The organism is Agrobacterium tumefaciens (assembly GCF_005221385.1).
Taxonomy (GTDB): Bacteria; Pseudomonadota; Alphaproteobacteria; order Rhizobiales; family Rhizobiaceae; genus Agrobacterium; species Agrobacterium tomkonis.
This window is the reverse complement of sequence record NZ_CP039903.1, coordinates 2,591,658-2,611,281: the sequence shown is the minus strand read 5'-3', so window position 1 is coordinate 2,611,281 and position 19,624 is coordinate 2,591,658. Positions and strand designations below refer to the sequence as shown.

Below are 19,624 nucleotides of genomic sequence, written 5' to 3'. Positions count from 1 at the left end.
TCAGGCTCCTGTGGTGATGCAGGGGCCTGAATTTTTTGGGTCTACTTGCCTCTGATTCAGCATATTGGCCGCATCATAACCCGGAAGCCCAGTCTCCTTGGTAGCCACGGGCTGAAAACGGCGGCACCGGGATGAGATTATCCACGAAAGCCTTGATATGCGGGCGGGTTGTCCGGCAACCGCCCCGGGCGGAAGCAGCTGCTGCGAGCAATCCATTCCCGAAGCTGGGCGACGGCAGGAATCCGTCATCTATGGTCGCTTTCAGGGATCGCTGGCAGGGATATGGAAGGGGCGCTGCAAGTTTCGCGATATTTTTTCGGTAGATCGGAAAGGGAGCTACCTTGCAATCGAGCACATCCTTCACAGAATCTGCACTGTTGGTATTGCTCACCATTCTTTCCTTGGCGTTGTCCTGCTGGTTGGCGCGCTACCCACGGAAGACCAGTGTCGGAATAACGCTTGGCGTGGTGCTCGGAGTTTTCCTGACCAATCTCGCAGCAGGTATCGTTGCCTTTCTGGGAGATGTCCTCCCATTCGGGCAGATCGATTTCTGGCTGGCAAGTTCTTTAGCCGGAGTTCTCCCATAGGCTGACCTGTGATCTGACACGGCCGTCGGGCAGCGAACAAAGAAAAAGGGCGGACAACAAGTTGTCCGCCCTTTCCGTATTCCGTTCGCCAGAGCGTCAGGACGCTATGGCCTTTGGCCGGGGCTGGCCTTCGTCTTCCGTCAGCAGGCCGCTGGTGCGCAGCAGAGAGGTGAAGCGTCCGCCGCGCTGGCTCAGCTCATCGAAAGTACCCTTTTCGATGATGCGACCCTGATCGAGGAACAGCACGAGATCGGCGTCGCGAACCGTGGAAAGGCGGTGGGCGATGATGAAGGTCGTGCGGTTCTTTCTCAGCGCATCCACGGCGGCCTTCACGCGGGCTTCCGTTTCCACGTCCAGCGCGCTGGTCGCCTCGTCGAGAACCAGAATGGGCGCGTTCTTCAGAATAGCGCGGGCGATGGCGATGCGCTGGCGTTCACCGCCGGACAGGCGGTTACCGCGTTCGCCGACCTGCGTCAGGTAGCCGGTAATACGGCTGTCGATGAAATCCGTTGCTGCAGCTGCTGCCGCCGCTTCCACCACTTCCGCATCGGTTGCCGATTCGCGACCGAGGCGAATGTTTTCGCGGATAGAACGGTTGAGCAGACCGGCATCCTGGAACACGGTCGCGATGGAGTTGCGGAGCGAGTTCTTTGTTACCGTCGAAATATCGGTTCCATCAATCAGGATCTGGCCGGAATCCGGATCATAGACGCGCTGCAACAGGTTGATGAGCGTGGTCTTTCCGGCGCCGGTTGGCCCGACGATGGCGATGGTTTCTCCGGCTTTGGCCGTAAACGAGACGTCGTGAACGCCCTGCTTGGTGTTGGCAAAACCGAAATTGATGTTGCGGAACTCCACGGTGCCGGAGACATTCGACAATTCGCGGGCGTCGCCCGGTTCTTCCCGTTCCTTGACGGAATCTTCCAGCACGAAGAAATCTTCAAGCTTGGCGCGGGCTTCGAAAATCTGCGTCACGAACTGGCGCATCTGGTCCAGCCTGCCAATCAGGAGATTGGCAAAACCGATGAAGGCGATAACGTCGCCGACGCGCAATTCGCCGTTCTTCACCAGCACGGTACCGATGACGAGAATGATCATCATCGAAACGGTGGAGGCCGTGCGATTGAGCGCGCTGGCGAAAGCCCACCAGTCGAGAACAGGGTATTGGGCGCTCAGCAGTTTTTCGGTGAAGGATTTCAGCGCTTTCGTTTCAGCTTCGATGCGGTTGTAGCTGTGCAGCACCGACACGTTGCTGATGGAATCGCTGACATGGGCAAAAACGCTGTGATAATGCTCTTCGACCGAAGCCTGGCCATCCTTGGTGCGGCCCATCACCCATTTGCCGATGAACCAGTAGACGATGCCGAGGCCAATCAGCACGAAGCTGAGGCGCAGGTCCATTGCCATGGCTGTCGGGATGAGCAGCACCAGCGCCACGAAGGTGGCCAGATGGGTGCGCATGAATTCCAGCCAGAGGCCAAAGAGCGTCTCGCTGGCGCGCAGCAGGGTATGCAGGGCGTTGGACGTGCCGCGCAGATGGTGCCAGGAAAGCGGCATCGAAATGATGCGACCGAAGGCTTCCGTCAGCAATGTCGCACGCCGGCCATGCGCCAGCCGGTCGGCCTCGCGGGCGACCGCGACGTAAGCGACGGTGTTGAAGACGCCGAAGCCCGCCCACAAAATGAGGATAGGCGTAACATTGGTGCCGGAGGAAATGGCGTCGATGATCCGGCCGAACAGCACCGGTTCGGCGATGGTGATCGCTGCAAGAATGACGTTGGCGATGACGACCACCGTCACCCGCCATTTATGAACGGTCAGATAGCGCAGAGCGCGTGTGTAAACCTGAAACAAGGTCAAATTTTCAATCCAGTCCGAGCGTCTTTTTCGAGCGGTTAATTGTTCGGCCTCAACGCCATGCTACTTTAGCAAGGTTGCATGAGACGGCGAAATTTGTGTAATTATCGCTCTTTCTGTCTGAATGGCGGCTTAACAAATTGACCGCGCGTGCGAACCGAAAAAAAACCGAACCCGATGTTTCTGGGACGCTGTCACAAGATTTCGCATCTTCGTTTCAGGGATTGCTAACGACGATATGTTCAATCTGAACCGACCGGCGCCCGAGTAACATGACGTCATCGCGGGACCATGTCCTTCGTGCCATCCCTTTTAAGTCAAGCTCCGGACCCTGTGTCTTTATGCACGATATTCTTCATTTCATCTCTGCGTGTTACCAGGCGGGAAACGCCGATCGCGTTCGCACCGAATTTGCCACGCTCATTCGCGAATATGGTTTCGAATATTTCCTCATCAGCAGGCGGATGACGGGTGAGATCGCCTCCACCGGTCAGGTTCTCGCACAACATCTGCCTGACGGCTGGCTCGAGGTCTATAGGGCCAAAAAATACAATCTCGTCGATCCCGTCCGCAAGGTGATCGGCATGGTGCACAAGCCATTTCAATGGAAAGAAGCGCTGGAAGGATTGCCGCGTGCGATGCACCGAAAAAGGGCGAGCGTCTTTTTTCACGATGCCGGCCGTTATGGTCTGCAGGGTGGTTACGCCTTTCCGGTGCACGGCCGCGCGGGGTTTATCGGCGCGGTCTTCATTGGCGGCCAGGACCGGCAATTGCCGTCACTGCAGGTCGAACTGCTTGATGCGGCGACACGTGCAGTGTTCTGGCGCCTGCTTGATCTTTCCGGTCAGGCCCATGGTCTCAGTAATGCCCCTGACGTTTCCGCTCTGGAGTTGACGAGGCGTGAAATGGAAGTGCTGACGCTGATGGCGGACGGCATGACCTCCACCGAAATTGGACGCCAGCTATCGATCTCCAACCATACGGTCGACTGGTATATCAATGGAATCCAGCGCCGTTTCAGCGCCAAGAACCGGCAGCATACCGTAGCACTTGCTTTTCGTCATGGCCTGTTGAGCTAACGTCGACAGGACGGTTCTCTCCCGAATTGCCCTTTCCAAGACCGGGTTTTGCTGCTTAATTCCGCAGTGCAGCAGAAATTTTGTTTTGGCGTGTGGGGAGACCGTCTTGAAAATATCGAAAATACTTGTTGCCAACCGATCCGAAATAGCGATCCGCGTTTTCCGGGCAGCCAACGAGCTTGGGATAAAAACCGTTGCGATTTGGGCGGAAGAAGACAAGCTGTCTTTGCACCGCTTCAAGGCGGATGAATCCTATCAGGTCGGCAGGGGGCCACATCTCGCCAAGGATATGGGGCCGATCGAGAGTTATCTTTCGATCGAGGAGGTCATCCGCGTGGCCAGGCTTTCTGGAGCGGATGCTATCCATCCCGGTTATGGCCTTCTATCCGAAAGTCCTGAATTCGTGGAGGCCTGCAACAAGGCCGGCATAACCTTCATTGGACCGACTGCTGATACGATGCGCCAGCTCGGCAACAAGGTGGCTGCCCGCAATCTGGCGATTTCGGTTGATGTGCCCGTCGTTCCCGCCACCGATCCGCTGCCGGACGATATATCGGAAGTGGAGCGCATGGCCGAGGAGATCGGCTATCCCGTTATGCTGAAGGCCTCCTGGGGCGGCGGCGGACGCGGTATGCGCGCCATCCGCAAAAAGGAGGATCTCGCCCGCGAGGTCACCGAGGCCAAGCGCGAGGCGAAGGCCGCTTTCGGCAAGGACGAGGTCTATCTCGAAAAGCTGGTAGAGCGCGCCCGCCACGTCGAGAGCCAGGTTCTCGGCGACACGCATGGGAACGTCGTGCATCTGTTCGAGCGCGATTGTTCGATCCAGCGTCGCAATCAAAAGGTAGTCGAGCGTGCGCCGGCACCTTATCTCAGCGAAGCGCAGCGTCAGGAACTGGCGGCCTACTCCCTGAAGATCGCAGCCGCGACCAATTATATCGGTGCCGGTACGGTCGAATATCTGATGGATGCCGATACCGGCAAATTCTACTTCATCGAGGTCAATCCGCGCATTCAGGTGGAGCATACCGTCACCGAAGTCGTGACCGGCATCGATATCGTCAAGGCGCAGATTCACATTTTGGAAGGGGCTGCGATCGGCACGGCGGAGTCCGGCGTTCCGAAACAGGAGGATATCCGCCTCAACGGCCATGCGCTGCAGTGCCGCATCACCACGGAAGACCCGGAACACAACTTCATTCCGGATTACGGCCGCATCACCGCCTACCGCTCCGCTTCGGGCTTCGGTATTCGTCTGGATGGCGGCACGTCATATACGGGCGCTGTCATCACCCGTTATTATGATCCACTGCTGGTGAAGGTCACCGCGTGGGCGCCGCAGCCGGACGAGGCGATCAGCCGCATGGACCGTGCGCTGCGCGAGTTCCGTATCCGTGGCGTGGCGACCAACCTCACCTTCCTCGAAGCCATCATCGGTCACGACAGCTTCCGTAACAACACCTATACGACCCGCTTCATCGATTCGACGCCGGAACTGTTTGCGCAGGTCAAGCGGCAGGACCGCGCCACCAAGCTTCTGACCTATCTCGCCGACGTGACCGTCAACGGCCACCCGGAAACCAAGGGTCGCGCCAGGCCGTCCGAAAAGGCGGCAAAGCCCATCGTGCCCTATATCGATGCGCCGACGCCCGACGGTACCAAGCAGCTGCTGGACAAGCTCGGCCCGAAGGGTTTTGCGGACTGGATGCGCAATGAAAAGCGCGCGCTGGTCACCGATACGACCATGCGCGACGGGCACCAGTCGCTTCTGGCTACCCGTGTTCGCACCCATGACATTGCCCACGTTGCCAGCGTTTACGCCAAGGCGCTGCCGCAGCTTCTGTCGCTGGAATGCTGGGGTGGTGCGACGTTTGACGTTTCCATGCGCTTCCTGACCGAAGACCCGTGGGAGCGTCTGGCGCTTATCCGCGAAGGTGCGCCGAACCTGCTGCTGCAGATGCTTCTGCGCGGCGCAAACGGCGTCGGATACAAGAATTATCCTGATAATGTCGTCAAATATTTCGTCCGTCAGGCCGCAAGGGGCGGGGTCGATCTTTTCCGCGTCTTCGACTGCCTGAACTGGGTGGAGAATATGCGCGTATCGATGGATGCGATTGCCGAGGAGAACAAGCTCTGCGAGGCGACCATCTGCTATACCGGCGATCTGTTGAATTCGGCGCGTCCGAAATACGATCTCAAATATTATACCAACCTTGCCGCCGAGCTTGAAAAGGCTGGCGCGCATATCATCGCCGTCAAGGATATGGCAGGCCTGCTGAAACCGGCTGCCGCCAGGGTGCTGTTCAAGGCGCTGCGTGAGGCGACCGGTCTGCCAATCCACTTCCACACCCATGATACGTCGGGTATTTCCGCCGCGACCGTTCTTGCGGCTGTGGATGCCGGTGTCGACGCCGTCGATGCCGCAATGGATGCCTTCTCCGGCAATACGTCGCAGCCATGCCTCGGCTCGATTGTGGAGGCGCTGGCGGGGTCGGAGCGTGATACGGGTCTCGATACCGAATGGATCCGCCGGATTTCCTTCTATTGGGAGGCCGTGCGCAACCAGTATGCGGCTTTCGAAAGCGATCTGAAGGGACCGGCCTCGGAAGTCTATCTGCATGAGATGCCGGGTGGCCAGTTCACCAACCTCAAGGAGCAGGCTCGTTCGCTGGGTCTTGAGAGCCGCTGGCACGAGGTGGCGCAGGCCTATGCCGACGCCAACCGGATGTTCGGTGATATCGTCAAGGTGACGCCGTCCTCCAAGGTTGTTGGTGACATGGCGCTGATGATGGTCAGCCAGGATCTGACTGTTGCCGATGTCGAAAACCCTGATCGTGAAGTGTCTTTCCCGGACTCGGTGGTGTCGATGCTGAAGGGCGATCTTGGACAGTCGCCGGGCGGCTGGCCGGCAGCCCTGCAGAAAAAGGCGCTGAAAGGCGAAGCCCCCTATACGGTTCGCCCCGGTTCGTTGCTGGAAGATGCCGATCTCGATGCGGAGCGCAAGGTCATTGAAACCAAGCTGGAGCGTAAGGTCGATGATTTCGAATTCGCGTCTTATCTGATGTATCCGAAGGTATTCACCGACTTTGCGCTGACAGCCGAGACATACGGCCCGGTTTCCGTGCTGCCCACCCATGCCTATTTCTACGGCATGGAGGATGGTGAAGAGCTGTTTGCCGATATCGAGCGCGGCAAGACGCTTGTCATCGTCAATCAGGCCTCGTCCGGCATTGACGACAAGGGCATGGTGACGGTGTTCTTCGAGATCAACGGTCAGCCCCGCCGCATAAAGGTGCCGGACCGCGCCCATGGCGCTTCCGGTTCCGCCGTGCGCCGCAAGGCCGAGCCTGGCAATGTGTTGCATATCGGCGCGCCGATGCCGGGCGTGATCAGCCGCGTCTTCATCAATCAGGGCCAGGAGGTCAAGGCCGGCGACGTGCTCCTGTCCATTGAGGCCATGAAGATGGAAACCGCACTTCACGCCGAACGGGACGGCAAGGTCGCTGAAGTTCTGGTGCGTCCTGGCGACCAGATCGACGCGAAGGATCTGTTGATCTCCTACGCCGAATAAAGGCGTATTTACATCGGCAATAAGATTGCAGACGCCCGCCCCTTCGGCGGGCGTTTTCTGTTGCGCTTCGGCAGAAACTCGAATATGCATGTTCGTGCACGTTTATTCCTGTTTATGCATGAGTCCCCATGAGCGATCATTTTGTCAGTGAGCGGCAGGCGCTCATCCTAGCGCAGTTGCGGCAAAGCGGCCGCGTGCTTGCGCAGGATCTTGCCCAGAACTTCGGTGTTTCCGAAGATACGGTGCGCCGCGACCTGCGCGAGATGGCGGCGCGGGGCGAATGCCTGCGGGTTTATGGTGGAGCGCTGCTCTCTGATAGTACGACGGTGCCGCTGAAGACGCGAATTGCCGAAGATGCCGATCGCAAGGCCCTGCTGGCGCGTGCTGTCATCCCGCTTCTCGATCCGGGCATGGTCGTTTTCATCGATGCCGGCTCCACTAACCTCGCTGTCGCAAGAGCCATTCCCGCCGGTCTCAAGTTGACGGTGGTGACGAATACGCCCGCGATAGCCGCCGAACTGACGGGGCGGGCCGATATCGATCTTGTGCTGATCGGCGGCAAGGTCGATCCGGCTGTCGGCGCTGCAATCGACGCCATGGCGCTCAGGCAGCTTGAACTGATGCGGCCCGATCTCTGTATTCTCGGTGTCTGCGGCGTTGCGGCCGAGACGGGCCTTTCGGCCGATGTTTTCGAGGATGCGGTGTTCAAGCGGCTCGCCTGCAGCGCCAGCCAGCGGATTGTCGCCGCAATCACCACGGAAAAGCTTGGCCACAGGGCAGCTTTTCACGTGCATGATTTTTCCCCACCTCTTTCCCTTGTGCTGGAACGGGATGCCGACCCCGCACTGGTGGAGGCGCTGTCGGGAAAAGGCGTGCAGGTTCATTGCGGCGACGATGACGTCGCTCAGTTTTCTCATGGTCAAGTCTGAAGGAATATTGCCGATGAATGGCCCCACGACATTTTCGCCGACAGGCATTCGCTCATCCTATCTGACGCGGCACAGGCTGGGTGTCTCCCTGCTGTTTTTGATGAACGGTTTCATGATGGGGTCCTGGGCGCCCAAGATTCCGGAATTTGCGGCGCGCCTGTCGCTCAGTGAAAGCGCGCTTGGCCTGATCATTCTGGTTTTCGGTATCGGTTCGCTGGTTTTCATGCCGATTGCCGGTTCGCAGATCGCCCGTTTCGGTTCGCGTACGGTGAGCCTCGTCACTGCGGCGATCTTCTTGCCGACACTGCTTTTCATCTCCTGGGCCAGCACGATCTGGGCGGGTGTGATCGCAGTCTTCCTGTTTGGCGGTCTCACGGGGGCGATGGATGTCGCCATGAACGCCAATGCCGTGGCAGTGGAGCGGGACATGCGCCGGGCGATCATGTCGTCCTGCCACGCCTTCTGGAGCCTTGGCGGCCTGATCGGGGCCGGTCTTGGCGGTTATCTCATCACGGCAATCGGTGTACAGGGCCATGCCATTGCGTTGACCGTCATCGCGCTTGTTTTGCTGGTTATTGCCTGGCCGCGGGTTCTCGCGGATCGTCCGCATGCCGAGGCTGAACGTCCGAAAGGCGGCTTGCCGCTGACGCCGCTGCCGTGGATCATCGGCCTGATGGCTCTGTTTTCTATGGTGCCGGAGGGTGCCATCCTCGATTGGGGTGCGCTTTATCTGCGCAATGAACTGGGGGCTTCCGTCTCGCAGTCCGGTTTTGCCTTTGCGGCTTTCTCCATGACCATGGCGGCCATGCGTTTTGCCGGCGATCTGGTGCGTGACCGGTTCGGTGCGGTCAACACCCTGCGGTTCTGCTCGGTCATGTCGATCACCGGTCTTTTGATTGCCGGTCTTGCGGGAAGCTCCACTTTCGTGATTATCGGCTTCGCCATTGCCGGCATCGGCATTTCCAACATGGTGCCCATCGCCTTTTCGGCGGCGGGCAACATGCCGGGGCTGGCGCCGGGAATCGGGCTTTCCGTCGTCACCACCATGGGGTACTCCGGCATTCTGGTGGCGCCGTCCGCCATCGGTTTCATTGCCGAACATACGGGCCTCGCCAGTGTCTTCCTCGCGCTGCCTTTGTTGCATGTGGTAGTTTTGCTGCTTTCGCGGCTCGCCCGACATGCGGATGGAGCTGGGAAAGAATAGGCGTCTCGAATTTTGCCATGATTGCGGTAAAGTAGAAGCTCTTATGCGTTGGGTGTTGACAAGCAGGCCCCCTTGTTTCACCTCAATTGCCAGACCTTGCCGCAAGCTCCAGAGACCGCCATGACGTCACACGCCGATTACGATCCAAAGCCCCGCCGCGCATCCGTCGCCGTCGACGTGGGCGGCGTCATCGTCGGTGGCGGTGCGCCCGTCGTCGTGCAGTCGATGACCAATACCGATACCGCGGATATCGACGCCACCGTCAGCCAAGTGGCGGCACTTTTCCAGGCCGGTTCGGAAATGGTGCGTATTACCGTTGACCGCGACGAGAGCGCTGCCGCCGTGCCGAAAATCCGCGAGCGGCTGCTGCGTCTCGGCATGGATGTGCCGCTGATCGGCGATTTCCATTATATCGGTCACAAGCTTCTGGCCGATCATCCGGCCTGCGCCGAGGCGCTGGCGAAATACCGCATCAATCCCGGCAATGTCGGTTTCAAGGACAAGAAGGACAAGCAGTTCGGCGAAATCGTCGAAATGGCGATCCGTTATGACAAGCCCGTCCGCATCGGCGTCAACTGGGGGTCGCTCGATCAGGAATTGCTGACCACGCTGATGGACCGTAACAAGGAAGAGGGTTTTCCGCTCTCCGCCCGTCAGGTCACGCGTGAGGCCATCGTCCAGTCGGCGCTGATTTCCGCCGAGCTTGCCGAAGAGATCGGCCTGCCGCGCAACCGCATCATCCTGTCGGCCAAGGTCAGCCAGGTGCAGGACCTGATCGCCGTTTATTCCATGTTGTCGGAGCGCTCCAACCACGCCCTGCATCTGGGCTTGACCGAAGCCGGCATGGGTTCCAAGGGCATCGTCGCCTCGTCTGCCGCCATGGGTTACGTCTTGCAGCACGGCATCGGCGATACGATCCGCGTGTCGCTGACGCCGGAGCCGAATGGCGACCGCACCCGCGAGGTGCAGGTGGCGCAGGAATTGCTGCAGGTCATGGGCTTCCGGCAATTCATTCCGGTCGTTGCGGCATGTCCCGGCTGCGGGCGCACCACGTCCACCGTCTTTCAGGAACTTGCTCAGAATATCCAGAACGATATTCGCAAGAACATGCCGGTCTGGCGTGAAAAATATCCCGGCGTCGAGGCATTGAACGTCGCCGTCATGGGCTGCATCGTCAATGGTCCCGGTGAAAGCAAACATGCCGATATCGGCATTTCCCTGCCCGGAACCGGCGAAAGCCCGGCAGCGCCGGTCTTCATCGACGGGGAAAAGGCGCTCACCCTGCGTGGTCCCAACATTGCCGGTGATTTCGAAGCGCTTGTGGCCGATTACATCGAAAAGCGTTTCGGCCGGAAAGACGCGGCGGAGTAATGAGTATCCTCAAAGGCTCGAAATTCCACTGTCATACCTCCTGAACCTCTCGGAGCATCAAAACACATGATCAAAAAAATCGCGATCGTCGCCCTTTGCGGGACCTATCTTTCCGCCTGCACCACCACCGATCCCTATACGGGCGAGCAGAAGATGTCGAACACCGCTGGTGGTGCCGGCATCGGCGCCGTGGTTGGCGCGCTCGGTGGTCTGGCTGTCGGCGGTTCGCCGACCGGTCGCCGTAATGCCGCGCTCATCGGTGCGGGCATCGGTGCACTCGCCGGCGGCGCCATCGGCAATTATATGGATGGTCAGGAAGCTGAGCTTCGCGCCCAGCTTCAGGGTACGGGCGTTTCGGTTTCCCGCCGCGGCGACAGCATCGTCCTCAACATGCCGTCGAACATCACCTTTGCGACGGATCAGGACCAAGTCATCCCGCCCTTCTATCAAACGCTTGATTCCGTTGGAATCGTGCTGAACAAGTTCAACCGCACGCTGATCGACATCAACGGTCACACCGATTCTACCGGCCGCGCCGATTACAATCAGGGCCTCTCGGAGCGTCGTGCCGCTTCGGTTGCCAATTATCTCGGTGCGCGCGGCGTCGATCAGCGCCGTATTTCGACGCTTGGTTTCGGTGCTTCGCAGCCGATCGCATCGAATGCAACACCTGACGGTCGCGCTCAGAACCGTCGCGTTGAAGTGCTGATTTCGCCTCTCAAGGGCTGATTGGGCATAGGGAGCTGAGCGGGGAAACCGGCTCAGCTTTTCCGTTCGGCAATGAACCTTGCGGCCGCGATGAGAATTGCGGCCTTTTCGCCATAGGGGGCCAGGAGGTCACTGGCTTCCGTTACCTGTTCCTGCAGCTTGGCGCGCGCCCAGTCTTCGCCGCGCAAGGCGACCAATGTTCCCTTGCCGCGTGCGGCATCCTTGCCGGTTGCCTTGCCCATGGTGGCGGCATCGGCAGTGAGATCGAGAAGATCATCGGCGAGCTGGAAGGCGAGGCCGATTTTTTCGCCGAAGAGGCGTAGCCTTTGCCGTTCGGAGACGTCGCTTCCGGAAATGATCGCGCCAGCCTCACAGGCGAAACGCAGCAAAGCGCCGGTTTTCATAGCCTGCAATGTAATGATGCCGGCTTCATCCGGCGCCTTTTTTTCCGCAGCAAGATCAAACGCCTGTCCGCCGGCCATGCCGCCGATGCCGGCTGCGCGGGCAAGCGAAAGCACGAGCGCGGCCTTGCGCTCGGCCGCAAGCGGGTTTTCGTCCGCGGCGATAATATCGAAGGCGAGCGTCAACAGGCTGTCGCCGGCGAGAATGGCGGTCGCCTCGTCGAATTTGCGGTGCACCGTCGGCTGGCCGCGACGCAGGTCATCATCATCCATGGCCGGCAGGTCGTCATGCACAAGCGAATAACAATGCAGGCATTCCAGCGCCGCGCCGACATAATGGGCAGCTTCGGCGTCTCCGCCCAGAAGGGCTGCGCTTTCGATGACGAGGAAGGGCCGCAGGCGTTTGCCGCCGTTCAGCACGCCATGGCGCATGGCGTCGAGCAGGTTTTGCGGACGCGTGATCTCGTCTGCGCGTGCTTCACCGGAAAGCAGGCGGCCAAGCAAGGCTTCGGTTTTTGCCGCGTTTTCGCGCAGCCTCGTTTCGAAATTCGTTATCTGAGCGTCCATGCCGCGCTCTTTGACATGCCGCGCGGGGCCAGGCAACCTTTTCGTGATTCCCGGGCGTAACTGTTTGACCAGACTCGCCTTGAAGGCGGCAATGGACTATGAAAGGCTTCGATTGGCGCGGGGCTGAGACGGATATTGAGCAGTACGCCTGAAAGCGACGCAGATTACGCCGTGCTGGCGGAAGACCGGAGCAGTCCGAAGGTGGATTTTCGCACGTTGGCAAAGCGCATTATCATGACCTTGCTGGCTTTGCTGATCCTGCCCTATCTGCTGATCCCGGTCTATGCACTGCCGTTCTTCCGGCCGGTCTCGACGCTGATGCTTGCCGATCTGGTTACCCTGCAGGGCTATGACCGGCGCTGGGTGCCGCTTGAGGATATTTCTCCGCGCCTTGTGCAATCCGTGATGATGTCGGAAGACGGGCAATTCTGTTTCCACGGCGGCGTGGACTGGAATCAGATGCAATCCGTGGTCAGCAATGCGCTCGATGGGGCCTCCACCCGCGGCGCAAGCACCATTCCGATGCAGACGGCCAAGAACTTGTTTTTATGGAACGGCCGTTCTTTCCTGCGTAAAGGACTGGAACTGCCGCTGGCGATTGCGGCGGATTTCGTCTGGTCCAAAAAACGGATGATGGAAATTTATCTCAACGTTGCCGAATGGGGGCCGGGCATTTACGGCATCGAGGCCGCTGCGCAGCATCATTTCAAGGTACCGGCGGCAAAGCTCAGTTCCCGTCAGGCAGCACTGCTTGCCGTTTCCCTGCCCAACCCCATTGACCGGGTCGCCAGCAAACCGGGTCGTGGTCTGCAAAGGCTGGCTGGCCTTATCGAGCGGCGCGCCCGGGCCTCGGGTGCTTATGTCGGCTGCGTGCTGGACTGATCCAGCCCATCCGCTCAGCCTTTCTTGAAAATATAATCTGTTTCCTGACGCAGGGTTTCGCCCGGCCGCAGGATCGCGTGCGGAAAATCAGGGTGATTGACGGCATCAGGCCAAATCTGCGTTTCCAGGCAGAAACCGGCAAAGGGACCATAGTGGCGGCCATCGAGGCCGGGGACCGCAACGTTCAGCTTGAAGGCCGAATAGAACTGCACACCGGGTTCGGTGGTGTGAACCTCAAGGGCGATATCCGAGGCCGGGGAATAGGCGCGGGCAACCTTGCGTTTTGCGCGGCGCTCGGGCGAGAGGCAGAAATTGTGATCGTAGAGAACCTGCTCGCCATCCTCCTTGCGCCGCATCGGCGTCGGCTGGCGCAGGTCAAAGATGGTGCCTTCAACGGAGCGGATTTCGCCTGTTGGTATCTGTTTGTCATTGGTCGGCAGGTAAAAATCAGCGGCGATGCTGATCTCATGCCCAAGAGCGGTATCCGCACCGTCGAGGTTGAAATAGGAGTGCTGGCAGACATTGGCGATGGTCGGCTTGTCGGTCACCGTTTCATAGACCACCGAAAGCACGCCGCCGTCGAGGATCGTATAGGTGGCGGTGACCGTGCAGTTGCCGGGATAACCGGCGCGGCCGTCGGGATCGATGATCTGCAGAACGGCATGGCTTTCGCCATGCTCCATCAGCATCCAGTTGCGTTTGCCCATGCCGTCGCTGCCGCCATGCAGATGGGTTACGCCCTTTTCGTTCAGCTCCAGCTGGTATTCATGCCCGTCGATGGAGAATTTGCCGTCACCGATGCGGTTGGCATTGCGGCCAGGGGTGGCGCCGAAATAGGAGGAATATTTGTAGTCCTCGAATTTATCGAAGCCCAGAACGAGCGGCGGCTGGTGACCATCGAGGCGCAGATCCTGAATGACTGCGCCCCAGGTAATGACCTTGGCCGTCAATCCGCCCTTCGAGATGGTGACGCGTTCGACCTTTTCGCCGGTTGCCGTGAAACCGAAATTCTCCCGTGCTGCCCCGTCGCTCATTGCATCATTCTCCCGATTGCCATGAATTGCCGGGCGGACGTTGCGTCATTTCCCGGCAATTCGCAATCGGCAATTTACGCGGCGAGTTTGCCGATGGATTCGAGATCGTAAGGCGTCGTCTGGTATATCTCGTTGATCCAGTTGCCGAAAAACAGATGGGCATGGCTGCGCCAGCGGTTCAGCGGAGCTAGTTCCGGGTCGTTATGCGGAAAATAATCATGTGGCAGCTTGATGGGCACACCGGCATTCGCGTCGCGGAAATATTCATCCGAAAGCGAGGTTGAATCATATTCGACATGGTTGAACATGTAGAGCCGGTTGCCGGCCTTCTCATGCACCAGACACACGCCCATTTCCTCTGACTCCATCAGGATTTCAAGTTCGGGGTGTTTTTCGATGTCGGCGCGGCGCACTTCCGTCCAGCGTGATACTGGAACCTGGAAATCGTCCGAAAAGCCGCTCAGATAGATCGATGACGGGCAGAGATTGCGGTGACGATAAACACCGAACGCCTTTTCCTTCAGCTCGTATTTCGGCACCCCGTGGAAATGGTAGATGGCCGCCATCGCGCCCCAGCAGACATTCAGCGTCGAATGGACGTTGGTTTGCGTCCATTCAAAAATTTTCTGCATCTCGTTCCAGTAGGTCACATCTTCATAGTCCAGCATCTCGATGGGCGCGCCGGTGATGATGAAACCGTCGAACTTGCGGTGGCGCACTTCTTCCCACGTCTCATAGAAGGACAGAAGATGTTCTTCAGGCGTGTTCTTGGCGCGGTGGCCGCCGATACGGATCAGCGAAAACTCCACCTGCAACGGCGAGGCGCCGACGAGGCGGGCCATCTGCACTTCCGTCTTGATCTTGTTCGGCATGAGGTTGAGAAGCCCGATCTGGAGCGGGCGGATATCCTGCCGGATGGCCGCCGTTTCGGTCATGACCCGCACGCCCTCATGAACGAGGGTCTCAAAGGCGGGAAGCGTATCGGGAATCTTGATCGGCATGTCGAACTCTCTTTTCGGATGACGTAAAGAACGTTGCGAAAACAAAAAAACCGGCAGCGAAATCGCAGCCGGTCCCAGGAAATTGCCTTTTTCCTCGACCCTTTAGCGACTTCTTTAAAGTGGCTGCAAGCCGGTCGGCAAATCACCACTGAAGCGTTTCATAATCCCGAAGCCGGCGAAAATCAATATAGGCTGATTTCATCGGGTTTCGGCTTTCCCTTTTTGGCTGAGGTGAGATAAGGCAAGGCATGGATAAAGAGCGTTTCACCATTCTGCTTGGCGGCGATGTCACGGTGACCGACCGCCTGAAGCTGGCGGTTGCCGATAGCCGCGTGATCGCGGCCGATGGCGGCATGCGCCATGCCGGACCACTCGGTCTTGCGCCGGAGCTTTGGGTGGGGGATTTCGATTCCGCCAGCGAAGAGCTGCTGGGCGCCTGGCCAGATGTGGAGCGGCAGCCTTACCCGGCCGCAAAGGCCGTGACGGATGGCGAGATTGCGGTCTCGGAAGCACTCTCCCGTGGCGCGTCTTCGCTGCTGCTGGTGGGTGCGCTTGGAGGCGAGAGAAGCGACCATGCGCTGCAACATCTTCTTTATGCGGTGGCGCTTGCCGAACGGGGTCTCGACGTGACACTGACGTCAGGAGACGAGGAGGCGCAGCCACTGCTTCCCGGTTCGCTTGATGTCGATCTGCCGGCCGGTTCGCTGTTTTCGGTGGCCGGATTTACCGCCCTTGCGGGCCTTGATATCGGCAATGTGCGTTATCCGCTTGACGATTTCGCGCTTGCTTTCGGTTCTTCCCGCACTATTTCCAATGTCGCGAATGGCGGCCCTGTGCATTTCTCGCTGAAAAGCGGCAAAGCCATCGTCCTCGCCCGCCCTTATGATCTGACCGGAGCCTGACGCCTTGGCACCCCCAATTTTGAAACTCGACGATATCAAGCTGACTTTCGGCGTGACCCCGCTGCTCGACGGCGCCAATTTTCAGGTGGAGCCGGGCGACCGCATCTGCCTTGTCGGGCGCAATGGTTCCGGCAAATCGACCCTGATGAAGATTGCGGCCGGGCTGGTCGAGGCACAGTCGGGCGAGGTTTTCCGCCACCCTTCCGCTACCATCCGTTATCTGGAGCAGGCACCGGATTTTGCCGGTTACGATACCGTTCAGGCCTATGCCGAAGCGGGGCTTGGGCCGGGTGACGACCCTTATCGGGTGACGTACCTGCTCGAACATCTCGGCCTGACGGGACAGGAAAATCCGGCAAGCCTTTCCGGCGGTGAAGCGCGGCGTGTGGCCCTTGCCCGCGTCATGGCGCCGGAGCCTGATATTCTGATGCTGGACGAGCCAACCAACCATCTGGACCTGCCCACCATTGAATGGCTTGAAAGCGAGTTGCAGCAGACGCGCAGCGCGCTGGTGCTGATTTCGCACGACCGGCGTTTTCTCGAAAAAGTCTCGACCTCGACCGTGTGGCTCGATCGCGGCCAGTCCCGCCGTCTCAATCGCGGCTTTGCCCATTTCGAGGAATGGCGTGACAAGGTGCTGGAGGAGGAAGAGCTGGAGCAGCACAAGCTCGGCAAGGCCATTGAGCGCGAAGAACACTGGATGCGTTATGGCGTGACCGCGAGACGCAAGCGCAACATGCGCCGCGTCGGCGAACTTCAGGCCATGCGCGCCGAATATCGCGGCCACAAGGGGCCGCAGGGCTCCGTGCAGGCGACGGCTTCGGACGTGCGGGAATCCGGCAAGCTGGTCATCGAGGCCGAGGCCATCACCAAGGCTTACGATGAGCGCGTGATCGTCGCGCCGTTTTCGCTCAGGGTGCATCGTGGTGATTGTATCGGTTTCGTCGGGCCGAACGGCGCCGGCAAAACCACACTTTTGAAAATGCTGACCGGCCAGCTTGAGCCCGATAGCGGCACGGTGAAACTTGGCACCAATCTGGAAATCGCGACGCTCGACCAAAAGCGTGAGGATCTCAATCCCAACGATACGCTCGCGCATTACCTGACTGACGGCCGCGGCGACAATCTGCTGGTCAATGGCGAAGTGAAGCACGTTACGGGTTACATGAAGGATTTCCTGTTCCAGCCGGAACAGGCCCGCACGCCGATCCGCAACCTCTCTGGCGGCGAGCGTGCCCGTCTTATTCTGGCGCGCATTCTGGCACGGCCGACCAACCTCCTGATCCTCGACGAGCCGACCAACGATCTCGATATCGAAACGCTTGATCTGTTGCAGGAAATCGTTGCGGGCTTTTCCGGCACGGTTATCCTCGTCAGCCACGACCGTGATTTTCTTGACCGTACCGTCACCTCCACCATCGCACCCGCCAATCCGGATCAGCCGGACGGACGCTGGATCGAATATGCCGGCGGTTATTCTGATATGATGGCGCAGCGCAAGGGCGCGGCAGATGAAAAACGCAAGGCGGAGAAACAGGAAAAGGCGAAGGCCGCACCTTCGACTTCCGCTTCGCAAGATCCTGCAAAGGCCAAGGGCAAGCTTTCGTTCAAGCAGAAATTCGCACTCGAAAATCTGCCGAAGGAGATGGAAAAAGCCCAGGGTGAGATCGCAAAACGCGAGCAGCGCATGGCCGATCCCGCGCTTTTCACCAAGGATCCAGCCACATTCAATACGCTGGCGCAGGAAATGACCAAGCTGCGTGAAAAGCTCGAAACCATGGAAGAAGAATGGCTGGAGCTGGAGATGCTGCGCGAGGAACTGGAAGGCTGAAGGGGATCGTCTTTTACTGATTGAACGGCATCCGCCTTTGACAGGGAGGCGGAATTGCCGTTTCCTGTGCGGGTTCGGAGGAATTCAGAAAATGCGCATGATCTTCGTCAATCTGCCCGTCAAGAATATCGAGACATCGAGAGACTTCTTCACGGCGCTGGGTTTCAGCTTCAATCCGGAATATTCCGACGATCGCACGCTCTGCATGATCGTGGAGGAGAACATCTTCGTGATGCTGCTCCAGGAAGAGCGTTTTCGCGATTTCATCAATGGCGATATCGCCGATGCGAAGAGTAGCACCGAAGTGCTGACCTGTCTTTCCGCCGGAAGCCGCGAGGAAATCGACCGGATGATCGCAACTGCGCTTGCCTCCGGTGGCAGCGGCTGGAAACCCGTTCAGGATCACGGCTTCATGTATGCCGGCAGTTTTCAGGATCCGGATGGTCACGTCTGGGAACTGGTGCATATGACGGCGCAGGGCTGACGGCACTGTCTTGCCAATCGCAGACGGCGGGACTACACCATCATCTTGATCTAACGGGGTGTCTTTTGTGCTTGCGTGCAAAAGGCTGAGAGGCTTGCCAACCCGAAGAACCTGATCCGGTTCATACCGGCGGAGGGATTAGACGGCTTTAAGGCAGGCGGCTATTTCCCTTTTTGTTTTGAGGAGATACCCGTGCGCCGTCGTCTTTTCCTGAATTCCCTCGTCGCCGCCTCCGTGTTTCTGCCCGGCCTTGCCGTCGCGCAGGACAAGCAGGAGCTGACTGTCTACACCTATGAGAGCTTCGTGTCCGAATGGGGACCCGGTCCGAAGGTCAAGGAAGCCTTCGAGAAGGTTTGTGGTTGCACGGTCAATTTCGTCGGCGTGGCGGATGGTGTGGCGCTGCTCAACCGCCTGAAACTTGAAGGGGCTGGGTCCAAGGCGGATGTTGTCATCGGTCTCGACACCAACCTCGTCGCAGAAGCGAAACAGACCGGCCTTTTCGATGTCAGCGGCATCGATACGTCGGCGGCCAAGGTGCCGGGCGGCTATGAGGACGATGTCTTCGTCCCCTATGATTATGGGCATTTCGCGGTCGTCTATGACACGCAGACGGTAAAAAACCCGCCGACGAGTCTGAAGGAACTGGTGGACGGCGATCCTTCACAGAAGATCGCCATTCAGGACCCGCGCACCTCCACGCCGGGGCTTGGGCTACTTCTCTGGGTGAAATCGGTATATGGGGACAAGGCTCCGGAAGCATGGGCGAAGCTCAGGAAACGCATCCTGACTGTCACACCGGGCTGGTCGGAATCCTACGGTCTCTTCACCAAGGGTGAGGTGCCGATGGTGCTTTCCTACACCACATCGCCCGCCTATCACATGGTCGCCGAGAAGACGGACCGTTATCAGGCCGCGGCTTTTTCCGAAGGACATTACATCCAGATCGAAGTGTCCGGCCTTCTCAAAAACGCGCCGCACAAGGAATTGGCAAAGCAGTTCCTTGCTTTCACGCTCACATCAGGCTTTCAGGATGCGATCCCCGAAAACAACTGGATGATGCCGGTTGCGGCGACATCGAAGCCTTTGCCCGAGGCGTTTTCCAAACTCGTCGTGCCGCAGAAGACCTTCCTTATGGACCCGGAAGAGGTGGCGAAGAACCGCAAAGCCTGGGTCGACGAATGGCTTGCCGCCATGAGCATGAATTGAGGAAAAGGCACAC

16 protein-coding genes and 2 riboswitches are annotated in these 19,624 nt (G+C 58.9%); of the genes, 11 read left to right on the top strand and 5 right to left on the bottom strand.

Translation table 11 applies throughout. From position 1 onward, the window contains the following. Nucleotides 1-73: 73 nt before the first annotated feature. Both CFBP6623_RS26825 and CFBP6623_RS13095 read right to left on the bottom strand, forming a co-directional pair. Nucleotides 74-391 carry a hypothetical protein gene (locus CFBP6623_RS26825; protein ID WP_162249030.1) on the bottom strand — a complete coding sequence of 106 codons (318 nt, stop codon included), beginning with the start codon at nt 389-391 and terminating at the stop codon, nt 74-76. Between the two features lie 292 nt (nt 392-683). After that, on the bottom strand, nt 684-2,447 hold the full coding sequence (locus CFBP6623_RS13095) for a glucan ABC transporter ATP-binding protein/ permease (RefSeq protein WP_080841830.1): 1,764 nt from the start codon (nt 2,445-2,447) through the stop codon (nt 684-686). Between the two features lie 338 nt (nt 2,448-2,785). On the opposite strand from CFBP6623_RS13095, the gene CFBP6623_RS13090 reads away from it, so the two are divergent. From CFBP6623_RS13090 to CFBP6623_RS13065, 6 genes are all read left to right on the top strand, one after another. Then, on the top strand, nt 2,786-3,523 hold the full coding sequence (locus tag CFBP6623_RS13090; RefSeq protein ID WP_080841831.1) for a helix-turn-helix transcriptional regulator: 738 nt from the start codon (nt 2,786-2,788) through the stop codon (nt 3,521-3,523). Nucleotides 3,524-3,629: 106 nt separating this feature from the next. Beyond that, a complete protein-coding gene (gene pyc, locus CFBP6623_RS13085; protein WP_080841832.1) occupies nt 3,630-7,091 on the top strand; it encodes a pyruvate carboxylase in 3,462 nt (1,153 codons plus the stop codon). 128 nt (nt 7,092-7,219) lie between these two features. Further along, nucleotides 7,220-8,020: a DeoR/GlpR family DNA-binding transcription regulator gene (locus CFBP6623_RS13080; protein WP_046799612.1), complete on the top strand. Its 801-nt coding sequence runs from the start codon at nt 7,220-7,222 to the stop codon at nt 8,018-8,020. A gap of 13 nt (nt 8,021-8,033) precedes the next feature. Next, the gene (locus tag CFBP6623_RS13075) at nt 8,034-9,224 is read left to right on the top strand and encodes an MFS transporter (protein ID WP_046799611.1); all 1,191 of its coding nucleotides are present in this window, start codon (nt 8,034-8,036) and stop codon (nt 9,222-9,224) included. Between the two features lie 120 nt (nt 9,225-9,344). After that, a complete protein-coding gene (gene ispG, locus CFBP6623_RS13070; protein ID WP_046799610.1) occupies nt 9,345-10,595 on the top strand; it encodes a flavodoxin-dependent (E)-4-hydroxy-3-methylbut-2-enyl-diphosphate synthase in 1,251 nt (416 codons plus the stop codon). A gap of 66 nt (nt 10,596-10,661) precedes the next feature. Further along, nucleotides 10,662-11,324 carry an OmpA family protein gene (locus CFBP6623_RS13065; RefSeq protein WP_046799609.1) on the top strand — a complete coding sequence of 221 codons (663 nt, stop codon included), beginning with the start codon at nt 10,662-10,664 and terminating at the stop codon, nt 11,322-11,324. A gap of 32 nt (nt 11,325-11,356) precedes the next feature. Here the strand turns inward: CFBP6623_RS13065 and CFBP6623_RS13060 are convergent, their stop codons facing one another. Then, nucleotides 11,357-12,271, bottom strand: a complete 915-nt coding sequence (locus tag CFBP6623_RS13060) for a polyprenyl synthetase family protein (protein WP_046799608.1) — start codon at nt 12,269-12,271, stop codon at nt 11,357-11,359. A gap of 135 nt (nt 12,272-12,406) precedes the next feature. Here CFBP6623_RS13060 and mtgA point away from each other — a divergent pair, with 135 nt between their 5' ends. Continuing rightward, complete coding sequence (mtgA, locus tag CFBP6623_RS13055) at nt 12,407-13,153, top strand: monofunctional biosynthetic peptidoglycan transglycosylase (protein WP_080841833.1); 747 nt, start codon at nt 12,407-12,409, stop codon at nt 13,151-13,153. Between the two features lie 14 nt (nt 13,154-13,167). On the opposite strand, the gene CFBP6623_RS13050 is transcribed toward mtgA, so the two are convergent. Beyond that, on the bottom strand, nt 13,168-14,187 hold the full coding sequence (locus CFBP6623_RS13050) for an aldose epimerase family protein (RefSeq protein WP_046799607.1): 1,020 nt from the start codon (nt 14,185-14,187) through the stop codon (nt 13,168-13,170). Between the two features lie 74 nt (nt 14,188-14,261). Next, complete coding sequence (gene metA / locus CFBP6623_RS13045; RefSeq protein WP_046799606.1) at nt 14,262-15,188, bottom strand: homoserine O-acetyltransferase MetA; 927 nt, start codon at nt 15,186-15,188, stop codon at nt 14,262-14,264. A gap of 82 nt (nt 15,189-15,270) precedes the next feature. Next, a riboswitch (SAM riboswitch) is annotated at nt 15,271-15,347 on the bottom strand. A gap of 89 nt (nt 15,348-15,436) precedes the next feature. Between metA and CFBP6623_RS13040 the strand changes: the two genes are divergently transcribed. From CFBP6623_RS13040 to thiB, 4 genes are all read left to right on the top strand, one after another. After that, entirely contained in the window at nt 15,437-16,090 is a 654-nt protein-coding gene (locus tag CFBP6623_RS13040; protein WP_046799605.1) for a thiamine diphosphokinase, read from the top strand. 4 nt (nt 16,091-16,094) lie between these two features. Then, nucleotides 16,095-17,921: an ABC-F family ATP-binding cassette domain-containing protein gene (locus CFBP6623_RS13035; protein WP_046799604.1), complete on the top strand. Its 1,827-nt coding sequence runs from the start codon at nt 16,095-16,097 to the stop codon at nt 17,919-17,921. 91 nt (nt 17,922-18,012) lie between these two features. Continuing rightward, complete coding sequence (locus CFBP6623_RS13030; protein WP_046799603.1) at nt 18,013-18,405, top strand: VOC family protein; 393 nt, start codon at nt 18,013-18,015, stop codon at nt 18,403-18,405. A 44-nt stretch (nt 18,406-18,449) separates the two neighbouring features. After that, a riboswitch (TPP riboswitch) is annotated at nt 18,450-18,560 on the top strand. Between the two features lie 37 nt (nt 18,561-18,597). Beyond that, complete coding sequence (thiB, locus tag CFBP6623_RS13025) at nt 18,598-19,611, top strand: thiamine ABC transporter substrate binding subunit (protein ID WP_046799602.1); 1,014 nt, start codon at nt 18,598-18,600, stop codon at nt 19,609-19,611. The last annotated feature ends 13 nt before the right edge of the window (nt 19,612-19,624 follow it).

Excerpts from the sequence above, each read along its gene's own strand:
- CFBP6623_RS13090 (WP_080841831.1), top strand. The coding sequence starts at position 2,786 with ATGCACGATATTCTTCATTTCATCTCTGCGTGTTACCAGGCGGGAAAC.
- CFBP6623_RS13080 (WP_046799612.1), top strand. The coding sequence starts at position 7,220 with ATGAGCGATCATTTTGTCAGTGAGCGGCAGGCGCTCATCCTAGCGCAG.
- CFBP6623_RS13075 (WP_046799611.1), top strand. The coding sequence starts at position 8,034 with ATGAATGGCCCCACGACATTTTCGCCGACAGGCATTCGCTCATCCTAT.
- ispG (WP_046799610.1), top strand. The coding sequence starts at position 9,345 with ATGACGTCACACGCCGATTACGATCCAAAGCCCCGCCGCGCATCCGTC.
- CFBP6623_RS13065 (WP_046799609.1), top strand. The coding sequence starts at position 10,662 with ATGATCAAAAAAATCGCGATCGTCGCCCTTTGCGGGACCTATCTTTCC.
- CFBP6623_RS13060 (WP_046799608.1), bottom strand. The coding sequence starts at position 12,271 with ATGGACGCTCAGATAACGAATTTCGAAACGAGGCTGCGCGAAAACGCG.
- CFBP6623_RS13050 (WP_046799607.1), bottom strand. The coding sequence starts at position 14,187 with ATGAGCGACGGGGCAGCACGGGAGAATTTCGGTTTCACGGCAACCGGC.
- metA (WP_046799606.1), bottom strand. The coding sequence starts at position 15,188 with ATGCCGATCAAGATTCCCGATACGCTTCCCGCCTTTGAGACCCTCGTT.
- CFBP6623_RS13040 (WP_046799605.1), top strand. The coding sequence starts at position 15,437 with ATGGATAAAGAGCGTTTCACCATTCTGCTTGGCGGCGATGTCACGGTG.
- CFBP6623_RS13030 (WP_046799603.1), top strand. The coding sequence starts at position 18,013 with ATGCGCATGATCTTCGTCAATCTGCCCGTCAAGAATATCGAGACATCG.